Origin of the sequence: Shewanella abyssi (assembly GCF_023284025.1) — a bacterium.
GTDB classification, from domain to species: domain Bacteria; phylum Pseudomonadota; class Gammaproteobacteria; order Enterobacterales; family Shewanellaceae; genus Shewanella; species Shewanella abyssi.
Genome location: NZ_JAKIKR010000010.1, coordinates 30,486 through 50,672, shown reverse-complemented (window position 1 = coordinate 50,672; position 20,187 = coordinate 30,486). Strand labels below are relative to the sequence as shown.

The following is a 20,187-nucleotide window of genomic DNA, read 5'->3' as shown; positions in this document are numbered from 1 at the left end:
TAGTAATAAGTACAAAAAAAGGCCAATCTCACAACTATTATCATAAGATTTTAGTCAATTTAGCATAATTAACTATTCACTAAGACCCCCTCGCTGCTAGAATCGGAGCTATCATCATGCTACCAAAGGGACTCGCCATGAGCCTTGAACTATTGTCAAAATTGGAAACAAAAATCCAAGCTGCGCTTGAAACGATTGAGCTACTTAAAATGGAGCTTGAAGAAGAGAAACAGTCGAGCAGCAGTTTGACAGAACAAAACCAACAGTTACAACAAGAATTGAATTCTTGGAACGAAAAAGTAACCGGTTTGGTTGGCTTGCTTAACGAAGAGGTTGGCTAACCTTTTTAGGTGAGTTTACGTAATCGTTATTTTTGCAGCTGTGTCGCTAAATATGCTCACATAGCGACACCTGCGAAAATGATTACTAGCCATAAAGTGGATCTGAGCAATTAAGCTCAGCCTTTCGATATATCCTATGGAGCTGCGAGCATCCGCTTTGATGTTCCAAATCGACTACTCGCGATAAAACCATGCTGCGATGTTACCGATGGCCAATGCATAAGGCCGTTATTATGCCATCTGCATGTCACTATTTTGCGTCTCAATTAACTCATTGAGTTCCAATATAGCTTGCTTAACTTTTGGTAAGCTCTTCCTTGGTAATAAGAATCGCCCTTTATCAAATTCAATTCGACCTAGGTCTTTTACCCAGATCACCCCAGTTAAAAAGATACGCGCGTGTTTAACGATTAGCTTTGGTGCATAGACAGGAAAAACTCTCACAAGACCTCCCGACAACTTTTTGTATGTTGTTATATGTTCTAGTTGGACAGATGTTTTACCATGAAGGTTTCATCAGATCGAAAATAAATTGTAAAAATTTTAATCTGATTTAAGTAAACTGTAATTTCTTTCCCCAAATCAAATATCTAATACCGACCAGCATAAAAATGTCGCTTGCCAATTTTTTGACACCCTGTTACCGTTTAGGGGTTACTCAGGGTAACGTTGAGCTTTTTAGCTCCGTAGCCGTGTTTCTTGCGACCAAGAAGCACGGTTTTTTTATGGCTGCGATTTGCCGCAGGCACAAAAAAGGAGCCCTCAGGCTCCTCAATACTCGCGAGGACGCATTTACTTCATTGTGGTGAGGTAATATGCGATATCAAGTAGTTCGTCGTATGACTTGATTGCACCGGTTTCTACACGGTACTTACCATTAACGACTAGTGCTGGTACGCCAGAAATCTTGGCATTCTGAGTAGCACGCTTCATTTTCGACATTTGCGCGTTCACCATGAATGAGTTTGCCGCTGCATCGAATGCTTTCCCATCTACGCCATTGGCCACAAAAATAGCTTTTACATCATCACGATTAGTAAAATGCTGCTTCTTGTCGTGAATGGCTGAGAAAATGGCAGTTTCCATTTTCCCATCCACTTTTAGCTGATGTGCCACGGCAAAAGCACGAGACATTTCCACGCCCATGTTGCCATTGATGAAATCAACGTGGTTTTGTTTGAAAACAACCCCTTCAGGTAAGCTAGCCTTAATTTTAGGCACTTCTGATTTTGCAAAGGTGTAGCAATGTGGACAATAGAAAGAGAAAAACTCGGTAATTTCAGGCTTTGCAGTTGCAGGGCCTTCATTAACAACGGTGTAATGAACACCCTCTTTGTAATCTGCTGCCATTGCAGCCATAGGCGCGACTAAAAATGCTAATGCGACCAATAATGTTTTTTTCATGTGAATTCCTTGGTGATGCTTAATGCATCTTGAATTATTTTCAGGATAATTTAATGCCATTTTGAGTCGAGCTCAAGTGCATAAGTTCATTTTTTTGTTACAAGATGAGAGTTATCACAAACTTAATATTGTGGCATCAGACTTAAGGGTGGCTCATCTAGTGCGGCCAACTGCTCTTTGAAAGCTAAGATTTGCTGTTCCCAGTATTTATCTTCCGCAAACCATGGGAAATTCATAGGAAACGCCGGGTCAGCCCAGCGACGGCTTAACCATGCATTGTAATGTAACATCCGCATCGCTCTTAAAGGCTCTATGAGCTGTAACTCTCGGGTATCGAACTCACAAAACTCTTCGTAAGACTCCAGTAGCACTTCGAGTTGCAAAGTCTGCTGCTGCCTATCACCTGCTAGCATCATCCAAATATCTTGTACCGCGGGCCCCATTTTCGCGTCATCTAAATCGACAAAGCCTGGGCCGTCAGGTGTCCACAATATATTGCTTGGGTGCAGATCACCATGGAGCCGAATGTTAGCGTATTTCTTTGGCTGCCACATCGCGCTAGATTTCTCTAGGATTTGCTCAACCACGGTAAAATAGGGTAATGCTAGGCTTCTTGGGATGTGACCGGACTCTTTTAGCCACTTAAGTGAGTCATCACCCAGTAACTGCGGTGACATCGTATCGCGATAGGCAAAATCTGCCTGTTTCGAGAACTGGTGAATACGACCAATAAAACGACCAACTGACTCTAACTGCTCGAGGTTATCAACTTCAAATGCTCGACCGCCAATAGAGGGAAATAGCGCAAACCTAAAGCCTTTATATTCGTGCAGGGATCGCCCATCAACAATAACAGGGGTGGCAATTGGTACCTCTTCCTCCACCAGCGCCGCAGAAAAGTCATGCTCCTCTTGGATCTGTTGATCTGACCAGCGCTCAGGCCGGTAAAACTTCACCACATAACGCTGACCGCTATCACAACGGAATTGATAGACTCGGTTTTCGTAACTATTGAGTGCCAGCAAGCCCGTTTCAGGGTAGATGCCTAACGTTTCAATGGCGGTCAATATAAGATCCGGTGTCAACGCTTGATAATGAAATGCTGAATCTTCATCTGCGGTGACTATCGCGGTCTTAATGGGCTCTATTCTATTCATTTATTCATGCTCTAGCTAAAGGTGACTAGGTGTAACTCATGCTGATGCTATATTTGTGATGCTAAGTAGGGCTTCATCAGCTCGGCTAAATAGACCAGCACATCGAACTCGTCTTCTTTCTCAGTGGAAAGCCAACATATGTCGCCATAAAACTCATAATGCAGTTGCAAGTGGGCGCCTTCAAACTCCAATAACCATTGATGCCTATCGGCTCCCCATTGTCTTTCTACCACTGTGCAATCTATCGCTTGTGCAAATGCTTCTGCAAAGTCGGCAAACAGTTCAAAATCAATATCAGCTTGCACCGACAAGCTCAAGGTTTCACGCTCTAACTTAATAGCATTTAGTTTCATCTAGCTGACGCTCACGACTCTGTTATATTGGAACGACCTGTGACAGTCATCGACAGCCAGTTATTGGGCAGATGATACTAGGTTTTGACAAACCAGTGCTGTTTCATCGGCAACACATAGATGGCCGCAGACATATTCTGCATTGTTATCGCCACTCAAGCGCAATAAGCCTTTGCCTTTAGCATGGCATTGTTCAACCGATGCATAGTAACCACTGATAAACTCACCAGATTGCTCGACACTCGGCTTTGCTGCCGCGTTGGGATAATAGAGTAGTGTCCACTCGGGTGAATCTGTGCACGCTGTTAAACCAAGAGATAATAATGAAATGAAACAGACTAGACGGAGTTTCATGCTAAGGGTCCTCTAAATAAAAAAGGCGAACAAATGTTCGCCTTTTAGTAAGCTACTCAGCTTATTCTACACCGCTTCAACAGCGGAGTATGAACTTTACTGCTATCACTTTATTTATTTGCTTTTGCTTTAGCCTTTTCTATGCGGGTAATACGACCTTCAAAGCCTGTCACGGTACCATCACTTACACCGTGTTTAATGGCTGTTTTGCATATCTCGATAGCAGCATCAAACTCAGCATTATCGTTAAGTAAAGTCGACATATGCATTAGGCCAACCCCTTTGACTTCAGTCTCAGGGCTATCGGCTTTAGTTTCAGCGGCATAAACGGTAAAAAATGCCGTATAACGCTTAGACAAGCTCGCACCATACGTTACATAATCAGCTTGTTTACGCTGCTTATAACACTCAGCAACTGCCACAGACATGGCCGTATATTGCGCCGCGGTATCTGTTGCTGCAGTGGTGTCAGCAATGGCCTGGGTTAACTTGGCATTCGCCCAAGCTAAATCAACCTCTGGCTCTGGCTCTGGCTCTGGCTCTGGCTCTGGCTCTGGCTCTGGCTCTGGCTCTGGCTCTGGCTCTGGCTCTGGCTCTGGCTCTGGCTCTGGCTCTGGCTCTGGCTCTGGCTCTGGCATGATTTCAACAACCTCACCTTCAATATCAAGCTTTTTATCAAAGCTCACCCCTTCATCTGACGGGCTCGATATCTCACCCATCGTATCTGGAGTCACGTCTTTTACTTCTGCCTCAACCGCTTCACTCGCGGCTTGTTCATCTTGAGCTCTTTTATCATTTTCTTCATTTGCTAGTCGCTGAGTACGCTTATAGAGATAAACGCCTATGATAACGAGCAAAATAATGGCAATTACTTTCATTATGTTCCACCAGTGGTTAGCCAGAGACTCAAAATGTGAGTCTTTTTATGCATTAAAAAAACGCGCGAAAATAGAACGTTATTATTAATGCATTCTCTCTCATAAAATCAAGTATTTATATCTCATTTTTAACCGGGTATCAAAAATAGTGCACTATATCGGCTAAATTTAGCCAAAATGCACCTTATTAGCGAACATTCAGTCTATTTTGATTAAAATGGCTAACCGAGAACTAAACTGCATTTAAAAGCACTATTTTGTGCGCACCTTCAAATTTTCAAACATGAATTTTGTTTGTCACGCTGTAGACTTTTATGATGTCAATAACCCAGTAGCTCACTAAGGTATACCATGGCTTTCGAACAACTTTTAAAGGGCAAATTGCTTAGGGAGTTTAGAACCCTCTTTGCTATGGTGGAAATATACTGCAAAGCACACCATGAAAGCGCTACTGATGGCTTGTGCCAAGATTGCCAAGATTTCACTGAGTATGCTCATATCCGATTAGATAGATGCCCTTACGGACAAGATAAGCCCACTTGCAATAAATGCCCGGTGCATTGTTATAAACCCCATATGAAAGCCAAAACTAGAGAAATAATGATCTATGCAGGCCCGAGAATGATGCTGCCTCATCCCATTATGGCAATAAGACATCTTCTATCAGAACGTAAAGACACCCCAGGAAAACCACCAGCGGGATGTTCAAATCGGCACCTAAGGATCAAAGCAAGCATTAAAGATTAAGGTTTATTCGAACATCCAAGTTAACGATTCAGTATAACTACAGCGCTATACTCGCCTAATTTTAAATAGAAAAAACAATAGCTCGCACGATTACTTTAAATAGTATCGTGCGCTTTCTTGTTGTATCTGAATTTCACGTCTAGACTTTTGGGAAGTAAATGGATTTATTTGAACAGCAGCGCATTTAAAGATGTCGCTCGTTGGGAACTATCAGCATGGAGGCTGCCGCTTTGACTAAAGAGATCCTACTCGTAGAAGACAACAAAGTCATGTTGATGATGATGTCACAGATGTTATCTTCCCGTGGATACCGAGTCGTGACCGCTAAACATGGTTTAGACGCGTTAACCCAACTAGACTCGCACCCTGATATTCAATTCGTGCTCAGTGATTGGATGATGCCAGAATTAAACGGTATCGAACTCTGCTATCAACTAAAATCCGCCGAATATAACCGCTACATATTTTTCGTATTGCTCTCGGGTCGTGATGATAAAGAATCCATTGTTGAAGGTATTAACGCCGGCGCCGACGACTTCGTTGCAAAAGATACTAATATCAATGAACTGGATGCAAGGATCAAAGCTGGGTTTAGAACATTAGAGCTGCACAATCAACTCGTTGCCAAGAACATCGAACTCGATTGTGCTTATGCGACCATTAAACAAGATTTAGAATCCGCCAGTGAGCTCATTCAACGCATGCTACCTAACCAAACCCGTTTTAAGGGCGTTGAAATTAACTATACCCATATTCCTAGCGCACAGATTGGCGGCGATATGCTTGGCTGTATGCAGTTAGACGAAGAGCATATTGCAATTTACCTGTTTGACGTGGCGGGTCACGGCGTCGCCTCAGCCTTAATGTCGTTCTCTATTCAACAAAGCATCAGTTCAAATTCCGGTACCGCCTCGAATGTAAAACGTAAAAAAGATACCGACCCTTTTTATAGCCTTATCGAACCCAGCGAAGTGATTGCGCACCTCAATCAAAGCTACATAAGCCAAGACCAAAATAACCTTTACTTCACTATGGTGTATGCCGTTTTAAATACCAAAAGCGGCTTACTCACCTACTCATTTGCAGGACATCCACCAATGATCTGGCTACAAAAATCAGAAAGTCACTGTGAATTTATCGCACAGGACAGCTTTGTTGCTGGCATGTTCGACTTTGCTGAATACCAAACAGAGCAAGTACAGCTTAAGCCTAATGATAGGGTTTTCCTCTATTCAGATGGCATAACAGAAGCGGAAGACCAACAAAAAAACCAGTACTCAGAGGTTGGACTAAAACAACTCGTTCTAGCGCTGAGTAATCAGCCCGGCGATACGCAGACCGACACCATAGTTTCAACAGTTAGCGCATGGTGTGGCGCGGCGCAATTTGATGATGACATAAGCCTCCTTGTCCTTGAATGGCAAGGTGAATAAAGAGGAAATATTATGCAATTTGATATTATTGAGAAAGGCCAATACACCATAGTTCAAGTTAACGAAGGCAGATTTGACGCAAAGCTGGCTCCGGCATTTAGAGAGCAGCTAGAGCAAATCAAAGGCAATGTTCGCACGCACTTAGTGCTTGATTTGGGTGAAGTTCGCTTTATGGATAGCAGTGGTCTAGGGGCTGTAATGGGCGCCTACAAGATGCTGCGCAACACCAAAATTAGCATTGTTAACCCGCAAAAACCAGTCACCGATCTTCTCAAGCTAACGCGTATGGACAAGCTCATTTTGAGCCACCCAACAATTGAAGATGCTCTGGCTCCAACCGCTTAAAGAGGTAGATGTTATGAAAGGAATGATTCTAGCCGCAGGGAAAGGCACTCGTATTAAGCCGATATCTTACGCGATCCCAAAGCCGATGGTACCAATATTGGGTAAACCGGTAATGGAGTCAATGATCCAATTATTCGCTAAAAATGGCATAGATAAAATAGTGATCAATACCAGTCACCTAGCCGAAATCATCGAAAATTACTTTGGCGATGGTCACCATTTCAATGTGCAGTTGTCCTATTCATATGAAGCAAAAGAGGTCGCTGGAAAATTTGTCAGTCAAGCGCTCGGATCTGCTGGCGGCATGCGAAAAGTACAAGATTTCTCAGGTTTTTTTGATGAAACATTTGTCGTTGTATGTGGCGATGCATGGATTGATCTCGATCTTAAGCAAGCCGTCGCTCAGCATAAAAGCCACGGTGGTCTGGCAACGATTATCACCCGTGAAGTGCCCTCATCAGAGGTCTGTAAATACGGTGTGGTTGTTACCGACAAATATGAACAGGTGGTTAGCTTCCAAGAAAAGCCACTGGAGTCAGAGGCACTATCTAACAAGATCAATACTGGGATCTATATCTTCGAGCCTGCTATTTTTGATTTTATCCCTAAAGATGTCGAGTTCGATATCGGCAGCGACCTGTTCCCTCTTCTTGTGGAAAGAAAAGCACATTTTTATGCGGTGAACATGGACTTTCAGTGGCTAGATGTCGGTAAAGTCAAAGATGTTTGGGAGGTGACTAGCGATATTTTAAACGGGAAAGTGAAGGGTTACCCGATTCCTGGCACACAGCTCTCACCGGGTGTTTGGGTGGGCATTAATACTCAAATCGATATCTCTAAATGTAAAATTACCCCTCCGGTAATTATAAGCAGTGGCTGCGAGATCCAAAACGGTGCAACCATTATCGGCCCAGCTGTTGTCGGTGCTAACTGTAGAGTTGATGCCAAAAGCTTAGTCAGCAACACCCTAATTTGTGATTACATTCATTTGGCTGATGACGCCTACATTGCCAATAAAACCATGTTTGGTGATTACCTGCTAGGCCACGACGGCTATACCCAACTGCTGGCCGATTGCCAATACGTACACATTCTTAAAAATCGTAACGTTTCTAGACCCTTGACGGGTAGAGCGAGCATTAACGAAATTTACAGCACTCTGCAGTCACCAAAGGCAGACCCAACGCCGCTACAGCAAATTAAATAGGGCTAACTTATGGATGTGAGCACAGGGACGTTTCACAAACAATACCTTAGTAGCTTAGAGGCATCCAGAGAGGTCGCTGAAGATATTGTGCCCTACTGGAATAGCCTAGGACTTGATGAGTCGATAGTCGGGCAGATGGAGCTTTGCTTAGTTGAAGTCGTTAACAATGTTTTTGAGCATGCCTATGGCAACAGGGACGGTGACAAGTTCGAAGCAACATCGTACCTGAGTAGCGCCAACGTTCTTATCGTCGAGATATCGGATTTTGGTCAATCCATGTCTAATGATGTGCTTGAAGACTTACTCAGCACTGATTTTGTTGAACCGGTAGCGGATGATCCAGAAACCTGGCTACAAAGCCGAAGGGGATTGAAGATCATTCAACAGTTATCCGACAAATTGGAATATTTTTCGCACCAAAATCGCAATACATTAAGGCTAGAGCGTAGCGCCAGCTAACCAAGTAAACAATAACCGTTTAGTCGACAGAGCCCGACTCAATGCTGCTAGGAAGATGGATATGTGCCTTACCAATAAGTGCACGGAGATAAGAAAATGGATTTTTACTTCAATGAGTTTGAGAAACGCACTCCACCTCAACCTGCAAGCTACAGTCCTTCGCGGGAGTTGCTATATCAATATTTGGCGACGTGTAACATTGCACTAGGAGTATGGTACTTGGTTTGGCGTTGGGGCTTTGCGCTCAACTACGATGCAATGTGGTTTTCACTGCCTTTGGCCTTTGCCGAATCTTGCGCCTTTGTTGGTTCCGTCCTATTTGCCTTCAATTTATGGAAAACGGCAGATGAGCCTATCAAAAGCCCACCAGCCACCATTAATGAGTGCATAAATGATCCGCTGGACGATAGGCCTATCGGGGTCGACATCATGTTTCCCACTTATGACGAGGAGCCGGAACTCGTCGCTCTGAGTATTAGAGATGCGCTAAAGGTTCGTTATCCTCATGAGATAGAGATGAGGATCTTTATACTCGATGACGGCAGACGCCCCGAAATGGCGCAACTAGCCGCCGACATGGGAGTTGAATATATCACTCGCGATAATAACGTCGGCTACAAAGCGGGGAATTTACGTAATGCGTTAGAGCAGACCTATGGCGACTTTATCGTTATTTGTGATGCAGATACTCGCCCCTTCCCTAGTATCTTAGAAAATACCTTAGGTTACTTTAAAGATCCAGATGTGGCTTGGGTACAAACACCACAGTGGTTTTTTGACCTGCCCGCCGGTGAACGGCTCCCTGCGTGGCTAAAGAAACGCTTAGGCACACCAGTAGGCTGGCTTGGTAGCGCGTTTGAAAAAATCTACGGCCCAGTGACGTTAGGCCGCGACCCCTATGCAAATGATCCACAAATGTTCTATGACGTCATTCAGCGCCGTCGTAATTGGGCCAATGCGTCATTTTGCTGCGGAGCAGGCTCGATACACCGCCGAGAAGCGGTAATGGAAGCGGCGTTACGCAGCTATAGCAAGCAGATCAGCCAAGAGCATGAAGCAGTAGAAAAGCAGATCCGCAAACTCACAAAAGAGAAGAGGGTCGATAACGATATATCCACTAACTTACGCCAAGAGATCATCTTCGATACTGAGTTTACCCCCTACAAATTCCACGTTTCAGAAGATATCTATACCTCACTCATTCTGCACGGTGATACCGAGCGCGAGTGGCGCTCAATTCAGCATACGCAAGTAGAAAGTAAAATGCTGTCACCACAAGATCTGCAGAGCTGGACGGTACAACGCTTTAAGTACTCAGGTGGTGCAATTGACATCTTTATGAATGACAATCCACTGTTAAAAAAAGGCATGAACCTGAAGCAAAAGCTCATGTATGGCGCCAGTTTTTGGTCAAATCTATCGGCTATTTGGAATATTATCTTCCTTGCTTGCCCTATTGTGTATTTTCTTACCAGTATTGCTCCCGTTAGCGCCTATGACACCACGTTTTATATGCACTTCTTACCCTTTGTGATCACTGCCGAACTAGCCATGATGGTCGGTACTTGGGGGGTCGCTGGCTACGCAGGCAAAACCAATTTCCTCTCTTTCTTTCCGGTCAACTTACGGGCCTTATGGACCGTACTGCGCGGTAAGAAAATTAGCTTCCCGACCACCCCAAAAAATCGACAACAAGGCTTTTTCCTCCACCTAGTTGCTCCGCAAATCGCTGTTTTTTTATTGAGTTTCGCTAGTATGATTTTTGCTTGGTACGCCTACAGCAGCCACTCATTTGGTAATTATTCACTTGGCGGTTTAATTCTCAATAGTTTTTGGACCATTAATAACATGATGGCCATGTGGGGCATGATCGCCGCAGCATGCTGGTCCCCCCCAACAGACGATGTATCCACCACGATAGAAACAACCAAGGAGTTGGATTATGGAATCGAGTAGTTCATTCGTTAAAGCCCGTCACCACATTGTATTCTTAGCGGGGCTGTTTACTGCTTTAGCCGTTGCTTTCAGCATCGAAACTCGTGAATACAATCAGGTAATGGGCAATCTTTCATTTGCTCCAGCAGAGCCTATTCCCTTTCGAAAGACTCGAGTCTTAACCGACCAAGAGTTTCAGTGGGCAAAAACTGCTTGGCAGTACTTTGAAAACAACTATCAAGATAACACCGGTTTGGTGAACTCTGTAGATGGTTATCCCTCAACGACGATGTGGGATACCGCCTCCTATCTTATGGCGCTCATTTCTGCCCATAGGCTCAATGTGATTAGTTTTGATGAGTTCAACCTCAAGATAGAAAAGGCATTAGTGACCCTATCCCGCTTACCGCTAGTTAAAGACCAATTACCCAATAAAGCCTACAACACTCAAACTTTACAGATGGTGGACTACACCAATAAACCTGTCAAAGATGAAAACGGCATTGGTTGGTCAGCTATCGATATCGGTCGAATTCTGGTGCCGATGAACATTTTAGTTTGGCAATATCCCAAGTTTAACAAACAGGTCAACAGCGTTCTGCAGCACTGGCAGGTGGGCGTAATGACTAAAGATGGTTATTTATTTGGCTCCAGACCCGCGAAATCAGGTACCGGTCTTGAGCTAGTACAAGAGGGGCGTATTGGTTACGAAGAGTATGCAGCAAAAGCACTCAGCTTGATGGGGCGGGATGTGTTCAATGCGTTAAAGTACGCTGACTATTTGAAACTGATTACGATTGACGGTATTGAGGTGCCAACCGATAGCCGCGACCCAGCCAAGTATCACGCGCATAATTACGTGGTCAGTGAATCATACATTCTCGATAGCATCGAATTTGGCGCTGATAGTGTGTCCAAAATTTTTGCTTTTCGTGTTTATAAGGCTCAGGAACAGCGCTATAAACGCTCTGGCATTATCACCGCCGTCAGCGAGGATCATATCGACCAAGCCCCCTACTTTGTTTACAACACTGTGTTCTCTGATGGTAAAGAATGGAACACCATCACAGATACTGGCGCAGATGCCTCTGAGTTTAAAACCCTTTCAACCAAAGCCGCCTTCGGCTGGTACGCCCTATATGACACCGCTTATGCCGACGTACTGATAGCGGGTGTCGATGAACTGTATTCCGACAGTAAAGGCTGGTACTCAGGTGTATATGAGACAACCGGCAAAGCCAATAAAGCCACTACCGCCAATACCAACGGTATTGTTTTAGAGTCGCTGGCTTACATTCAAAATGGCGCCTTACTTAATGTCGGTGTAGAAGAACAACTATAGAGGGATGCGTATGCAACTTACTTTAGTCATATGCTTAGCTCTACTGCTTGTTGCGTGTGGTAATAGCTATCAAGGCTTTTCGAACGATATTGTCGAACGTCATACACATTGGGAGGTTCCCAAACCACGCTCAGGAGACCTTACTGAGCAAGAGATGGAAATGGCGACGATCGCTTGGCAGTACTTCGTCAATAACTATCAAGAGTCAACCGGACTCGTTAATGCCGTAAATGATTACCCCTCTGTTACTTGGTGGGACGCCTCATCCTATTTAGCCGGCATGGTCAGCGCGCTAGAGTTTGGCATTATCGAAAAAGAGGAGTTTGATCGCCGTTTTATTCGTTTTATCGCCACATTAAACACCATTGACCTGTTTATGGGTGAGCTACCCAACAAGGCATATAACACCCAAAATGCGGCCAAGGTGGATTATGCAAACCAACCCGGTGAAATTGGCTATTCCGCATTGGATTTGGGCCGATTGCTCATTTGGCTGCATATTATTAAACATCGATTCCCTCAATTTGGCAGCGCCATTGACTCTGCCGTACTGCGGTGGAATTTCTGTAACGTTGTCGATGAAACCGGCACCATGTTTGGCGCCCTTCTGGAACCCGGTAAGCCAGTTCAATACCTACAAGAGGGCCGATTGGGTTATGAAGAGTATGCCGCCAAAGGATTTGAACTTTGGGGATTTAATACTAAACAAGCACTAATGCCTGAGCCCTACGCCACCATTAATATGTATGGTTACGACATTCCCTATGACACTCGCGATCCGCGCAGGCTCAAAGCTCATAGCTACGTCGTCACCGAAAGTTATGTGCTCGATGGTATTGAGTTCGGTTGGGACGTCACTGCGGACCATAGTGCACACGACAACAATTACAGCCATGCTTGGGTGGCTGAATTTGCACTGCAGATCTATCGAGTGCAAGAAAAACGCTATCAAGAAACTGGCATCATCACCGCCAGAACCGAGCATCAACTCGACGGGGCACCCTACTTCGTCTACGACACCATTTACACCGATGGTTTTGCTTGGAATACAATTTCTGAGGTCGGCGCTTTTTTACCGCAATACTCCGCCGTGGCGATCAAGGGGGCGATGGGGATGTGGGTACTGTGGGACACCGAATATACCGATCTTCTTTTTGACCACGTGAGCCATATTTACGACCGAGAAAAAGGCTTTTATGAGGGCATATTTGAGAATGGTACCGGACTGATTAATACATTCACCTCAAACAACAACGGTATTTTGCTCGAAATCTTACTGTATAAAAAACAGGGTAAGTTACTACAGTATCAAGCGACTACCGCACCTAGCCTTTGGGAGAAAGCACTACAAAGCCCATTTGGATATGAAGGGCAATGCTTACCGAGAAAGACTGCAGCAAACTAATTCAGCTTTCTGACTGGAGTCATATGCTACGACAATGTGTTCTGCTGTTATTGCTGTTTTGCCTTCAAGCTTGTGGTCTTGTCTACCAGGGAGTGCAGTCTGGCGTATCTGGCGTTAATGGATCTCAGTTCATAAGGCAAGGTAGACACGGTGAGTTAACCGAAAAAGAGCTTAGCTGGGCAAACACCGCATGGCAGTATTTCGCCAATAATACTCAGCTATCCTCAGGCCTAGTTAACTCCATAGACAATTATCCAACGATGGATATGACCTCACTGGCCGATTACCTTATCGCTCTGCAAGCGGCGCTGCAGTTCGAGTTAATCTCAACCAAAGCCCATGACGAACGACTCACTATGGTGATAGATTTTCTGGTCAAAATGCCTTTAACACGTCAAGGAGTGCCAAATAAAGTCTACTCCACCCACTCTGGCAGCATGGTTAACTACGCCAATCAAGCTGCGGAATTAGGTTGGTCTGCAATTGATATTGGTAGACTACTGATTGCATTAGCCATTACAAAACAACACAACCCTGAGTTTTCTGAATATATCGATAAAGCAGTTCTCCGTTGGAATTTTTGCGCCCTAGTCTCAGAGAAAGGCGAGCTGTATGGCGGCAATATCAGTAATGGACAGGTTAATAGCTATAAAGAGGGACGCTTAGGTATCGAGGAATATGCTGCATATGGTTATTTAGATTGGCAGATAATCCCTAAAAAATCCATGACACTCGAGCCTTATGAAGTGGCGACCATTAATGGAATCGACCTGCTTTTTGATGGCCGAGATCCGCGCTATTTTGATGTACTAAGGCCGGTTTTTAGCACCCCTTATCTATGGTTGGGGCTTGAATTTAACTGGGATGATATCGACGATCTACATTCGCTGGACGCACAACATACCAATGTGCCGTTAGCAGCAATGGCAGATTCCATCTATCAAGTACAGCAGAGTCGCTGGGATATTGAACGGATCTACACCGCGAGAGCGGAACATGTGGTCTCCGGCGAACCCTATTTCGTTTATGACGCTATCTATGCTTTAGGCACCCCTTGGATCACCGTCGCAGAAGATGGCAGTAGCCACGACCAGCTTGCTCTTATCTCTACCCGAGTCGCTTTTCAAATGTGGGCGCTATGGAAAACCGACTACACCGAACGCCTAATAACACTGGTGCAAGAGCTATATCATCCACAACGAGGTTGGTATGAAGGGCGCTATGAAGTATCAAGTGCCTATGAAAAAAGCATCACTTTAAAAACGAATGCGGGTGTGCTAGAAGCTTTGCTCTACAAGGTCAACGGCAAACTTTATCAAGCCAAAGAAAACAAGGAATATCGTGATGTACGCTTTAACTCACGTTTCAATCATCCCGGTAAATGTTTAGTGGAGACGTTCGATGAGTCATAAATATCGATTTATACTAGCCTTATCTCTTATGCTGTTATCAGCAGGCAAGCCTGCATTTGCAGAAGCGCTGAACCTTGAATTGCGACCCTTTAGCAAAGGCAACTACCTACTTGCAAAAGGTCGCTATCCACAAGCAGCTACCCATTGGCATAAGTTAAGTGCTGTACTGCTCAGTAATCCCAACAAAGTGTCTCGACAAGAGATGTGGCAGTCGGCTGGACTGGCTGCATCACTGGCGGCTATTGCAGCAGATAAGGCAGAGGACCCGATAGCGTACCAATATTGGTCTGACAGCACTCGTTACCTCTTAACTGGGGGGACTAATTGGTCGCAAATACAGCAACAACTACATCAACGTTTGGAAACTGCGAACACTCAGCTATCGGTGGCAATGCAGGTTAGTGATGTTACCAGTGCTATAGACGAGAACCTCGATATTGAACTGACGGCACTGCAATTGTGGCAAGAGAAACTAAACTTTTTCTCCTTCACCACCCCCAAACTAGGCCTCAACCGCTATGACGCAAACATCGATTACAGGGTAGACCAACCTACCCAGACCTACACTCCCAGCACAGTGCAATCACAGCAACCAACTTCGGGTAAGAAGCTCTCCGGCTACGACGCTAATTTCTCCCACTCACCCTCTTTTGCCCCAACAGCACAATCTACGGCACCCGCTAAAGTGCAATTAGAAAAGGAAGCTGAAAATAAAGTCATTAATGCTTCTGACGCGGCGCTTGCTTCTGCAGCTCAGTCTCAGGCAAAGGAGAGCAAAAGTACCGATGTAAACCTGCCGACTGAAGCGCCACAAGCGACCAATCTACTGGGCAAGGGGGGTATTAATCAAGCCCAAGAGATAAAAGTAGAGTCGCTGCAAAAACGGCAAATAGAACCTATTTCAGTCACCGAAAAACCTAAGAATGCAGACAAGATTGATCCCAAAGAAAATGACATAGAACCACCGTATTAAGCTTTTAAAAATAGATAGATAACTGAGCGACAGAGGCCACCAACTTAGTCATACCTAAATAGCCGTAAACTGAGAGGAATATCACCTTGCTGTTTTGCACATTTATTACTACATTTTAGACATGCCCAATGTTGATGCAGTGTCAATATTACTGGCGCTCAGGATGAGCTAATCAATGAAAGGATTCATTATGAAAATGCACCAAGAAGATCTCCAACAAATTTATCGCGCGGCTAGCAACCAATTTGATTTAACTGAATCTTCGCATCAAATCAGCCTACTTGAGCTCGCAGACTCTTTATTGGATCTAAAACACACCTCTCCAGCGCAACTTGCCTCATTGGCACAAAGAGAGGATTGCCCTCTTGCCTTTAAATTAGCCGTTAAGCTGGTGCAATCACGCAAATACTTGCGACAAATAACCACACCTATCTCCATTGGCGTTGTCTTTGCTATGTGGGGAGAACATCATCGCTTGCTAGAAAAGAGCGCCGCCAATATCAATGGCGAAAACTCACTGCTAACCAAGGTGACTCAACTTCAATGGGCATGCAAGGGGACTAAAGTGGACTGGCATTTGTATCCCGTTGACGATGGCTGCCCCCACAGCAGTTTCGATATTGCCAACCGCATTGCCGATAGAAGCTCACAGCCCGAAAAAATATCTGTGCTCGACCTAAAAGATGGGATCAGTGCAAAACAGGGGCCTTTAGCCAAGCTCAATGATGTTGATGACTCCAGAAAAGGCGGCGCTATCATTCATGGTTGTATGCAAGCCCTCTCTGACGGTGTTGATGCCGTTATTTATACCGACGCTGATAACTCTGTTCATATGGGGCAACTGGGGCTCATATTGGCCCCCTTTGTGGCAAACCATGCTCAAGTCGTGCTGGGAAATCGTAAAGATCCACTCTCTATTTTAGTCAAACAAGAGCAGCGCTGGGGGATCGGTATTAAGACCCTCAGACACATGCAAAGAATGGTCGGTTCAGCTGTTTTTTCAAAGGGAATTCACGATACTCAGGCCGCTTACAAACTCTTCAGTCGCGATGCACTACAGCATATTCTCGCTAAACCGAGCGTATTTGACTTTTCATTCGATACCGATTGGATCTTAGCTGCCATGCAACATCAACAGAGCATTGCCAGCGTGCCTTTCGCCTTTATTGATTCCGCTGCCGAATCAGCCTCAATAACCCAAGGGCCAATGAGTACTTGGTTAACATTATTACAAGGCCTAGTTAAAGCGCTACGAGCCAGAGAAGCTGATTACAACAAAGAGATGGCGCAGTTAATTGATAAAGAAATACAAACCGCTGAAGATTTAGAGCGCATTATTAATTTGCTCCCAGATGAACTTGTGCATGCAAAAGACGCTGAGCTCGGTGATATACAACTTATGAGCCCTAAAGCACTGGCAACTTGGTTAACCAAGGTTAAAGCAGAGCAACTCACTGCAACCGCCTAATAAGCTAATTCAATAAACACATACCGTATACACGCCAATATTTGCACCGCTGTCGCCCCACATTGAGTACCTGGCGTCAGCAAACAGATAAAGAGCAAAGGATGTAAAAATGATAGAAGTTAACGAATTAAGGGCACTGTGTGGCGATGATGACTCCATGGTGAAAATGTTGCTCACCATTTACTTAGAAGAGTATGGCGAAAGTGATAGCATCATCCAACATCGCTTTTCCAGTGACGATGTCAATGGCTTGTTTCAGATATCCCATGAGCTTAAAGGCATGTTCGGTAATTTATGCGCCAAAGAAGCTATGACATTAGCCCAAGCGGTAGAAGCTAGCTCCCAAGCCGGCTCTTTACCAAATCAAACGGCTATCAATGATCTTTGCGGCAAAATAAAAGAGATTAATCAGCAAATAGAAGGGATTTTGCAATAGGCCGCCTATTGCAAAAAACCATGTTAGATAAGAGCACACTCTATATCGCGCTGTGCTCTTTCGCTACGGTAGCGAGTCAATTTGCGTGGGGAAATAGCACCCAGAATGACGCTGCAATACAAATACAGCCCGAGCAACAGCAGTCACAATCGCAGTTAAATCCCCCCGAACCACAAAGGGTGTCAAGAGTGATATTGGGCTCTGATACCTCGACTCAAACTGCTATCAAATTTCAACGTAGAGCGGTGATCCCGCAAAGTATGAGTCTCCCCGTAGCACAAGAGACTGCTCCTCAATATTCAGATACACCTAGGGTGCTTGCCGATGAAGTAATGAAAAAAGTTGCCACAGCAATACCGGTTGCTCTAACTCGCTACGAGAAGTTACTGATAAGCAAAGCACAGCGATACATCGATAAGAACTGGAACGAAAGCACTGGGCTCATCGATTCCGTTCAAGGGTATACGCACGCCACCATGTGGGACATTGCCAGTGGTATCGCTGCCATTATGGCTTTGGAGGCGTTGGAAGTCAGTAACCAACAAGTCACCGATCTAAGACTAGGGAAATTACTTTCAACCCTATATGAATTGCCACTTTACAAAGGCAAGCTCCCCAATAGACAGTACAATACCGTAACAGGACAGCCCTCTGGTCGGTTTAGTCAAACCTCGTCCCACGGTAATGGATGGTCAGCTTTAGATCTGGGTAGGCTCTATATTTGGTTAGCGATTGTCGCAAAAAAAAAGCCTCACCTCGCAGCCAATATTGAGCTCATCAAGAAAAAGTGGCAGCTTAGTACTGCGGTTCATAAAAAAACATTATATGGCACTAAGCTAACGTCTAAAAAAGAGTACTTTCGCCAGGAAGGGCGACTGGGTTACCTGCAATATGCAGCAACGGGTTACCGCCTGATGAACCTAGATGTGGATAATGCATTTATGTGTAATCAGCTAGATAAAGTGACGCTTGATAACGTTTCCCTACAAATTGACCCTCGTAATCTACCTTTTCTAACCCTAGATCCTTTTCTGCTCTACACCATTGAGATCAGCAATGACGCCTCTTGCTGGAATCAGCTAAATAAACTCTACCAACTGCATGAAGCCCAATACAACCTCAATAACAGGTTAACCGCCTACGCTGAAGATTCGCTGAGTAAGTCCCCTTGGTTTTTATATAACAACATCTATTACCAGGGCAAAGCTTGGCATAGCGTTTCTCATTCAGGTAAGCCTCTTGGCGAATCGCAAACCTTCAGCAATAAAGCCGCTTTTGCTCTGAGTGTTATCTATCACAGCGAGTACAGCCAAAGCTTAGCGACACAGGTGATAACGAATAGTGCTCGGCATACAGAGATCCCCACAGGACTTTACCGCAATGGAAAAGCAAACACCGCCTATAACATAAACACTAACTCACTGATCTTGGTCAGTCTCTGGTATAAAACTCGCAATAGACGGGCCATTTTTGAAGAGTGAAAAATTAGTAATACTCACGCATAATAATAGATAGTTTTGTTAGGGATGACTCATTTGAGAAAGCACCACGGATGGACAATCAACACCACCTTATGGGTAATAACCCTAAGCAGTGCAGTGGCAGATTGCCAGGCAAATGAGCACCAAACCGAGATGGCAAAACACGCGCCCAGAACAGCAGAGGCAACCCTAATCAATCAAGCTGCCGCCAAAGAAACAGAGTCAAAAACAGCAGTGGATCTCATCTGGAAGGGTGCTACCAGCTCATTTATGCTGCCATTTGAAAGCTGGGACTCCGATACTCCTTGGTACAAACGCTGGAGCGCCAGTGTCAGTATTGGCTACCCTTTGGTCGATACAGCTGCCGTTCTACCCGCAAATGCCACCACAGGCCCAAGTAATCAAAACCTAACAGCAAGCTTGTCACTTAAGTATTCGATTATCGGAAATTGGTTTATCTCGGCAACCGCATATCACTATTTTGATAAAGAGCTTCAGCAAGCGTGGAACCCCGATTTTACCTATGTATTTGGTTACAGTGATTGGCATCCGTATACATTTAGCCTGCTCTACTCCAATTACGGCGGTAACCGTTTCTCTCCCGAGCCTAGTGGTAAACATACAGAGTTTTCACAGGGAACATGGGCATTAGGGTGGAAATTCCCAATAAACAAACCTTTTGTCGATTGGTTTTCTTTTACTGATGAAGGTGCAGTTGGTTGTCAATTTGATTATAACTACACACCTGAATACTTCGATTTAGCGAGTATCGAATATAAGAGCAGTCACCAAACAATAAGCTTAGGATGCAAATACTCGATCATCGGCAATTGGTATGTCAACGCAACTGCCTTTTACTATTTAGACAGTAGCCAGAAGCAGCCGTGGAACCCTGATTTCACTTACGGATTTGGTTACTTTGATTGGCATCCAGGAACAATAACCATTCAATATAACAACTACTCTGGCAACCGCTGGAATAGTGCCGATAGAGGGCCCGATACAGGTCGATTTAAGGATGGCTCCTTGAGTATCAGCTATTCATTCAACTTCTAAC

General features: G+C 44.7%; 21 protein-coding genes. 15 read left to right on the top strand and 6 right to left on the bottom strand.

Annotation, left to right across the window (positions count from 1 at the left end):
- Nucleotides 1–137: 137 nt before the first annotated feature.
- Nucleotides 138–341 carry a cell division protein ZapB gene (gene zapB, locus L2755_RS06665; protein WP_248979960.1) on the top strand — a complete coding sequence of 68 codons (204 nt, stop codon included), beginning with the start codon at nt 138–140 and terminating at the stop codon, nt 339–341.
- A 231-nt stretch (nt 342–572) separates the two neighbouring features.
- Here zapB and L2755_RS06660 read toward each other — a convergent pair whose 3' ends face one another.
- From L2755_RS06660 to L2755_RS06635, 6 genes are all read right to left on the bottom strand, one after another.
- Nucleotides 573–785, bottom strand: coding sequence for a DUF1107 domain-containing protein (locus L2755_RS06660; protein WP_248979959.1), 213 nt, complete (start codon nt 783–785; stop codon nt 573–575).
- Nucleotides 786–1,133: 348 nt separating this feature from the next.
- Complete coding sequence (locus L2755_RS06655) at nt 1,134–1,745, bottom strand: thiol:disulfide interchange protein DsbA/DsbL (protein WP_248979958.1); 612 nt, start codon at nt 1,743–1,745, stop codon at nt 1,134–1,136.
- Between the two features lie 122 nt (nt 1,746–1,867).
- On the bottom strand, nt 1,868–2,902 hold the full coding sequence (locus tag L2755_RS06650; protein ID WP_248979957.1) for a serine/threonine protein kinase: 1,035 nt from the start codon (nt 2,900–2,902) through the stop codon (nt 1,868–1,870).
- A gap of 47 nt (nt 2,903–2,949) precedes the next feature.
- Nucleotides 2,950–3,255 (bottom strand): DUF3630 family protein, encoded by a 306-nt coding sequence (locus L2755_RS06645; RefSeq protein ID WP_248979956.1) that lies wholly within the window; start codon nt 3,253–3,255, stop codon nt 2,950–2,952.
- Nucleotides 3,256–3,315: 60 nt separating this feature from the next.
- Nucleotides 3,316–3,609, bottom strand: coding sequence for a hypothetical protein (locus L2755_RS06640; RefSeq protein ID WP_248979955.1), 294 nt, complete (start codon nt 3,607–3,609; stop codon nt 3,316–3,318).
- A gap of 110 nt (nt 3,610–3,719) precedes the next feature.
- Nucleotides 3,720–4,487, bottom strand: coding sequence for a hypothetical protein (locus L2755_RS06635; RefSeq protein WP_248979954.1), 768 nt, complete (start codon nt 4,485–4,487; stop codon nt 3,720–3,722).
- Between the two features lie 351 nt (nt 4,488–4,838).
- Here L2755_RS06635 and L2755_RS06630 point away from each other — a divergent pair, with 351 nt between their 5' ends.
- The 14 genes from L2755_RS06630 to L2755_RS06565 all read left to right on the top strand — a co-directional run bounded on the left by L2755_RS06630 (nt 4,839) and on the right by L2755_RS06565 (nt 20,186).
- Nucleotides 4,839–5,234 carry a nitrous oxide-stimulated promoter family protein gene (locus L2755_RS06630; protein WP_248979953.1) on the top strand — a complete coding sequence of 132 codons (396 nt, stop codon included), beginning with the start codon at nt 4,839–4,841 and terminating at the stop codon, nt 5,232–5,234.
- Nucleotides 5,235–5,449: 215 nt separating this feature from the next.
- Nucleotides 5,450–6,667: a PP2C family protein-serine/threonine phosphatase gene (locus tag L2755_RS06625; RefSeq protein WP_248979952.1), complete on the top strand. Its 1,218-nt coding sequence runs from the start codon at nt 5,450–5,452 to the stop codon at nt 6,665–6,667.
- 12 nt (nt 6,668–6,679) lie between these two features.
- On the top strand, nt 6,680–7,012 hold the full coding sequence (locus tag L2755_RS06620; RefSeq protein WP_248979951.1) for an STAS domain-containing protein: 333 nt from the start codon (nt 6,680–6,682) through the stop codon (nt 7,010–7,012).
- Nucleotides 7,013–7,025: 13 nt separating this feature from the next.
- A complete protein-coding gene (locus L2755_RS06615; RefSeq protein ID WP_248979950.1) occupies nt 7,026–8,219 on the top strand; it encodes a nucleotidyltransferase family protein in 1,194 nt (397 codons plus the stop codon).
- Between the two features lie 9 nt (nt 8,220–8,228).
- The gene (locus tag L2755_RS06610) at nt 8,229–8,678 is read left to right on the top strand and encodes an ATP-binding protein (RefSeq protein WP_248979949.1); all 450 of its coding nucleotides are present in this window, start codon (nt 8,229–8,231) and stop codon (nt 8,676–8,678) included.
- A gap of 96 nt (nt 8,679–8,774) precedes the next feature.
- Nucleotides 8,775–10,634, top strand: coding sequence for a glycosyltransferase family 2 protein (locus L2755_RS06605; RefSeq protein ID WP_248979948.1), 1,860 nt, complete (start codon nt 8,775–8,777; stop codon nt 10,632–10,634).
- Nucleotides 10,621–11,955, top strand: a complete 1,335-nt coding sequence (locus L2755_RS06600) for a DUF3131 domain-containing protein (RefSeq protein ID WP_248979947.1) — start codon at nt 10,621–10,623, stop codon at nt 11,953–11,955. The genes L2755_RS06605 and L2755_RS06600 overlap by 14 nt, the downstream gene beginning before the upstream one ends.
- Nucleotides 11,956–11,965: 10 nt before the next feature.
- Nucleotides 11,966–13,360 carry a DUF3131 domain-containing protein gene (locus L2755_RS06595; protein ID WP_248979946.1) on the top strand — a complete coding sequence of 465 codons (1,395 nt, stop codon included), beginning with the start codon at nt 11,966–11,968 and terminating at the stop codon, nt 13,358–13,360.
- A complete protein-coding gene (locus L2755_RS06590; RefSeq protein ID WP_248979945.1) occupies nt 13,330–14,772 on the top strand; it encodes a DUF3131 domain-containing protein in 1,443 nt (480 codons plus the stop codon). The genes L2755_RS06595 and L2755_RS06590 overlap by 31 nt, the downstream gene beginning before the upstream one ends.
- Nucleotides 14,762–15,745 (top strand): hypothetical protein, encoded by a 984-nt coding sequence (locus tag L2755_RS06585; protein ID WP_248979944.1) that lies wholly within the window; start codon nt 14,762–14,764, stop codon nt 15,743–15,745. The genes L2755_RS06590 and L2755_RS06585 overlap by 11 nt, the downstream gene beginning before the upstream one ends.
- Nucleotides 15,746–15,935: 190 nt before the next feature.
- Nucleotides 15,936–17,213 carry a glycosyltransferase gene (locus L2755_RS06580; protein WP_248979943.1) on the top strand — a complete coding sequence of 426 codons (1,278 nt, stop codon included), beginning with the start codon at nt 15,936–15,938 and terminating at the stop codon, nt 17,211–17,213.
- A gap of 109 nt (nt 17,214–17,322) precedes the next feature.
- Entirely contained in the window at nt 17,323–17,649 is a 327-nt protein-coding gene (locus L2755_RS06575) for an Hpt domain-containing protein (RefSeq protein WP_248979942.1), read from the top strand.
- A gap of 20 nt (nt 17,650–17,669) precedes the next feature.
- Nucleotides 17,670–19,130 carry a DUF3131 domain-containing protein gene (locus tag L2755_RS06570; protein WP_248979941.1) on the top strand — a complete coding sequence of 487 codons (1,461 nt, stop codon included), beginning with the start codon at nt 17,670–17,672 and terminating at the stop codon, nt 19,128–19,130.
- A 54-nt stretch (nt 19,131–19,184) separates the two neighbouring features.
- The gene (locus L2755_RS06565; RefSeq protein ID WP_248979940.1) at nt 19,185–20,186 is read left to right on the top strand and encodes a hypothetical protein; all 1,002 of its coding nucleotides are present in this window, start codon (nt 19,185–19,187) and stop codon (nt 20,184–20,186) included.
- Nucleotide 20,187 lies beyond the last annotated feature (1 nt).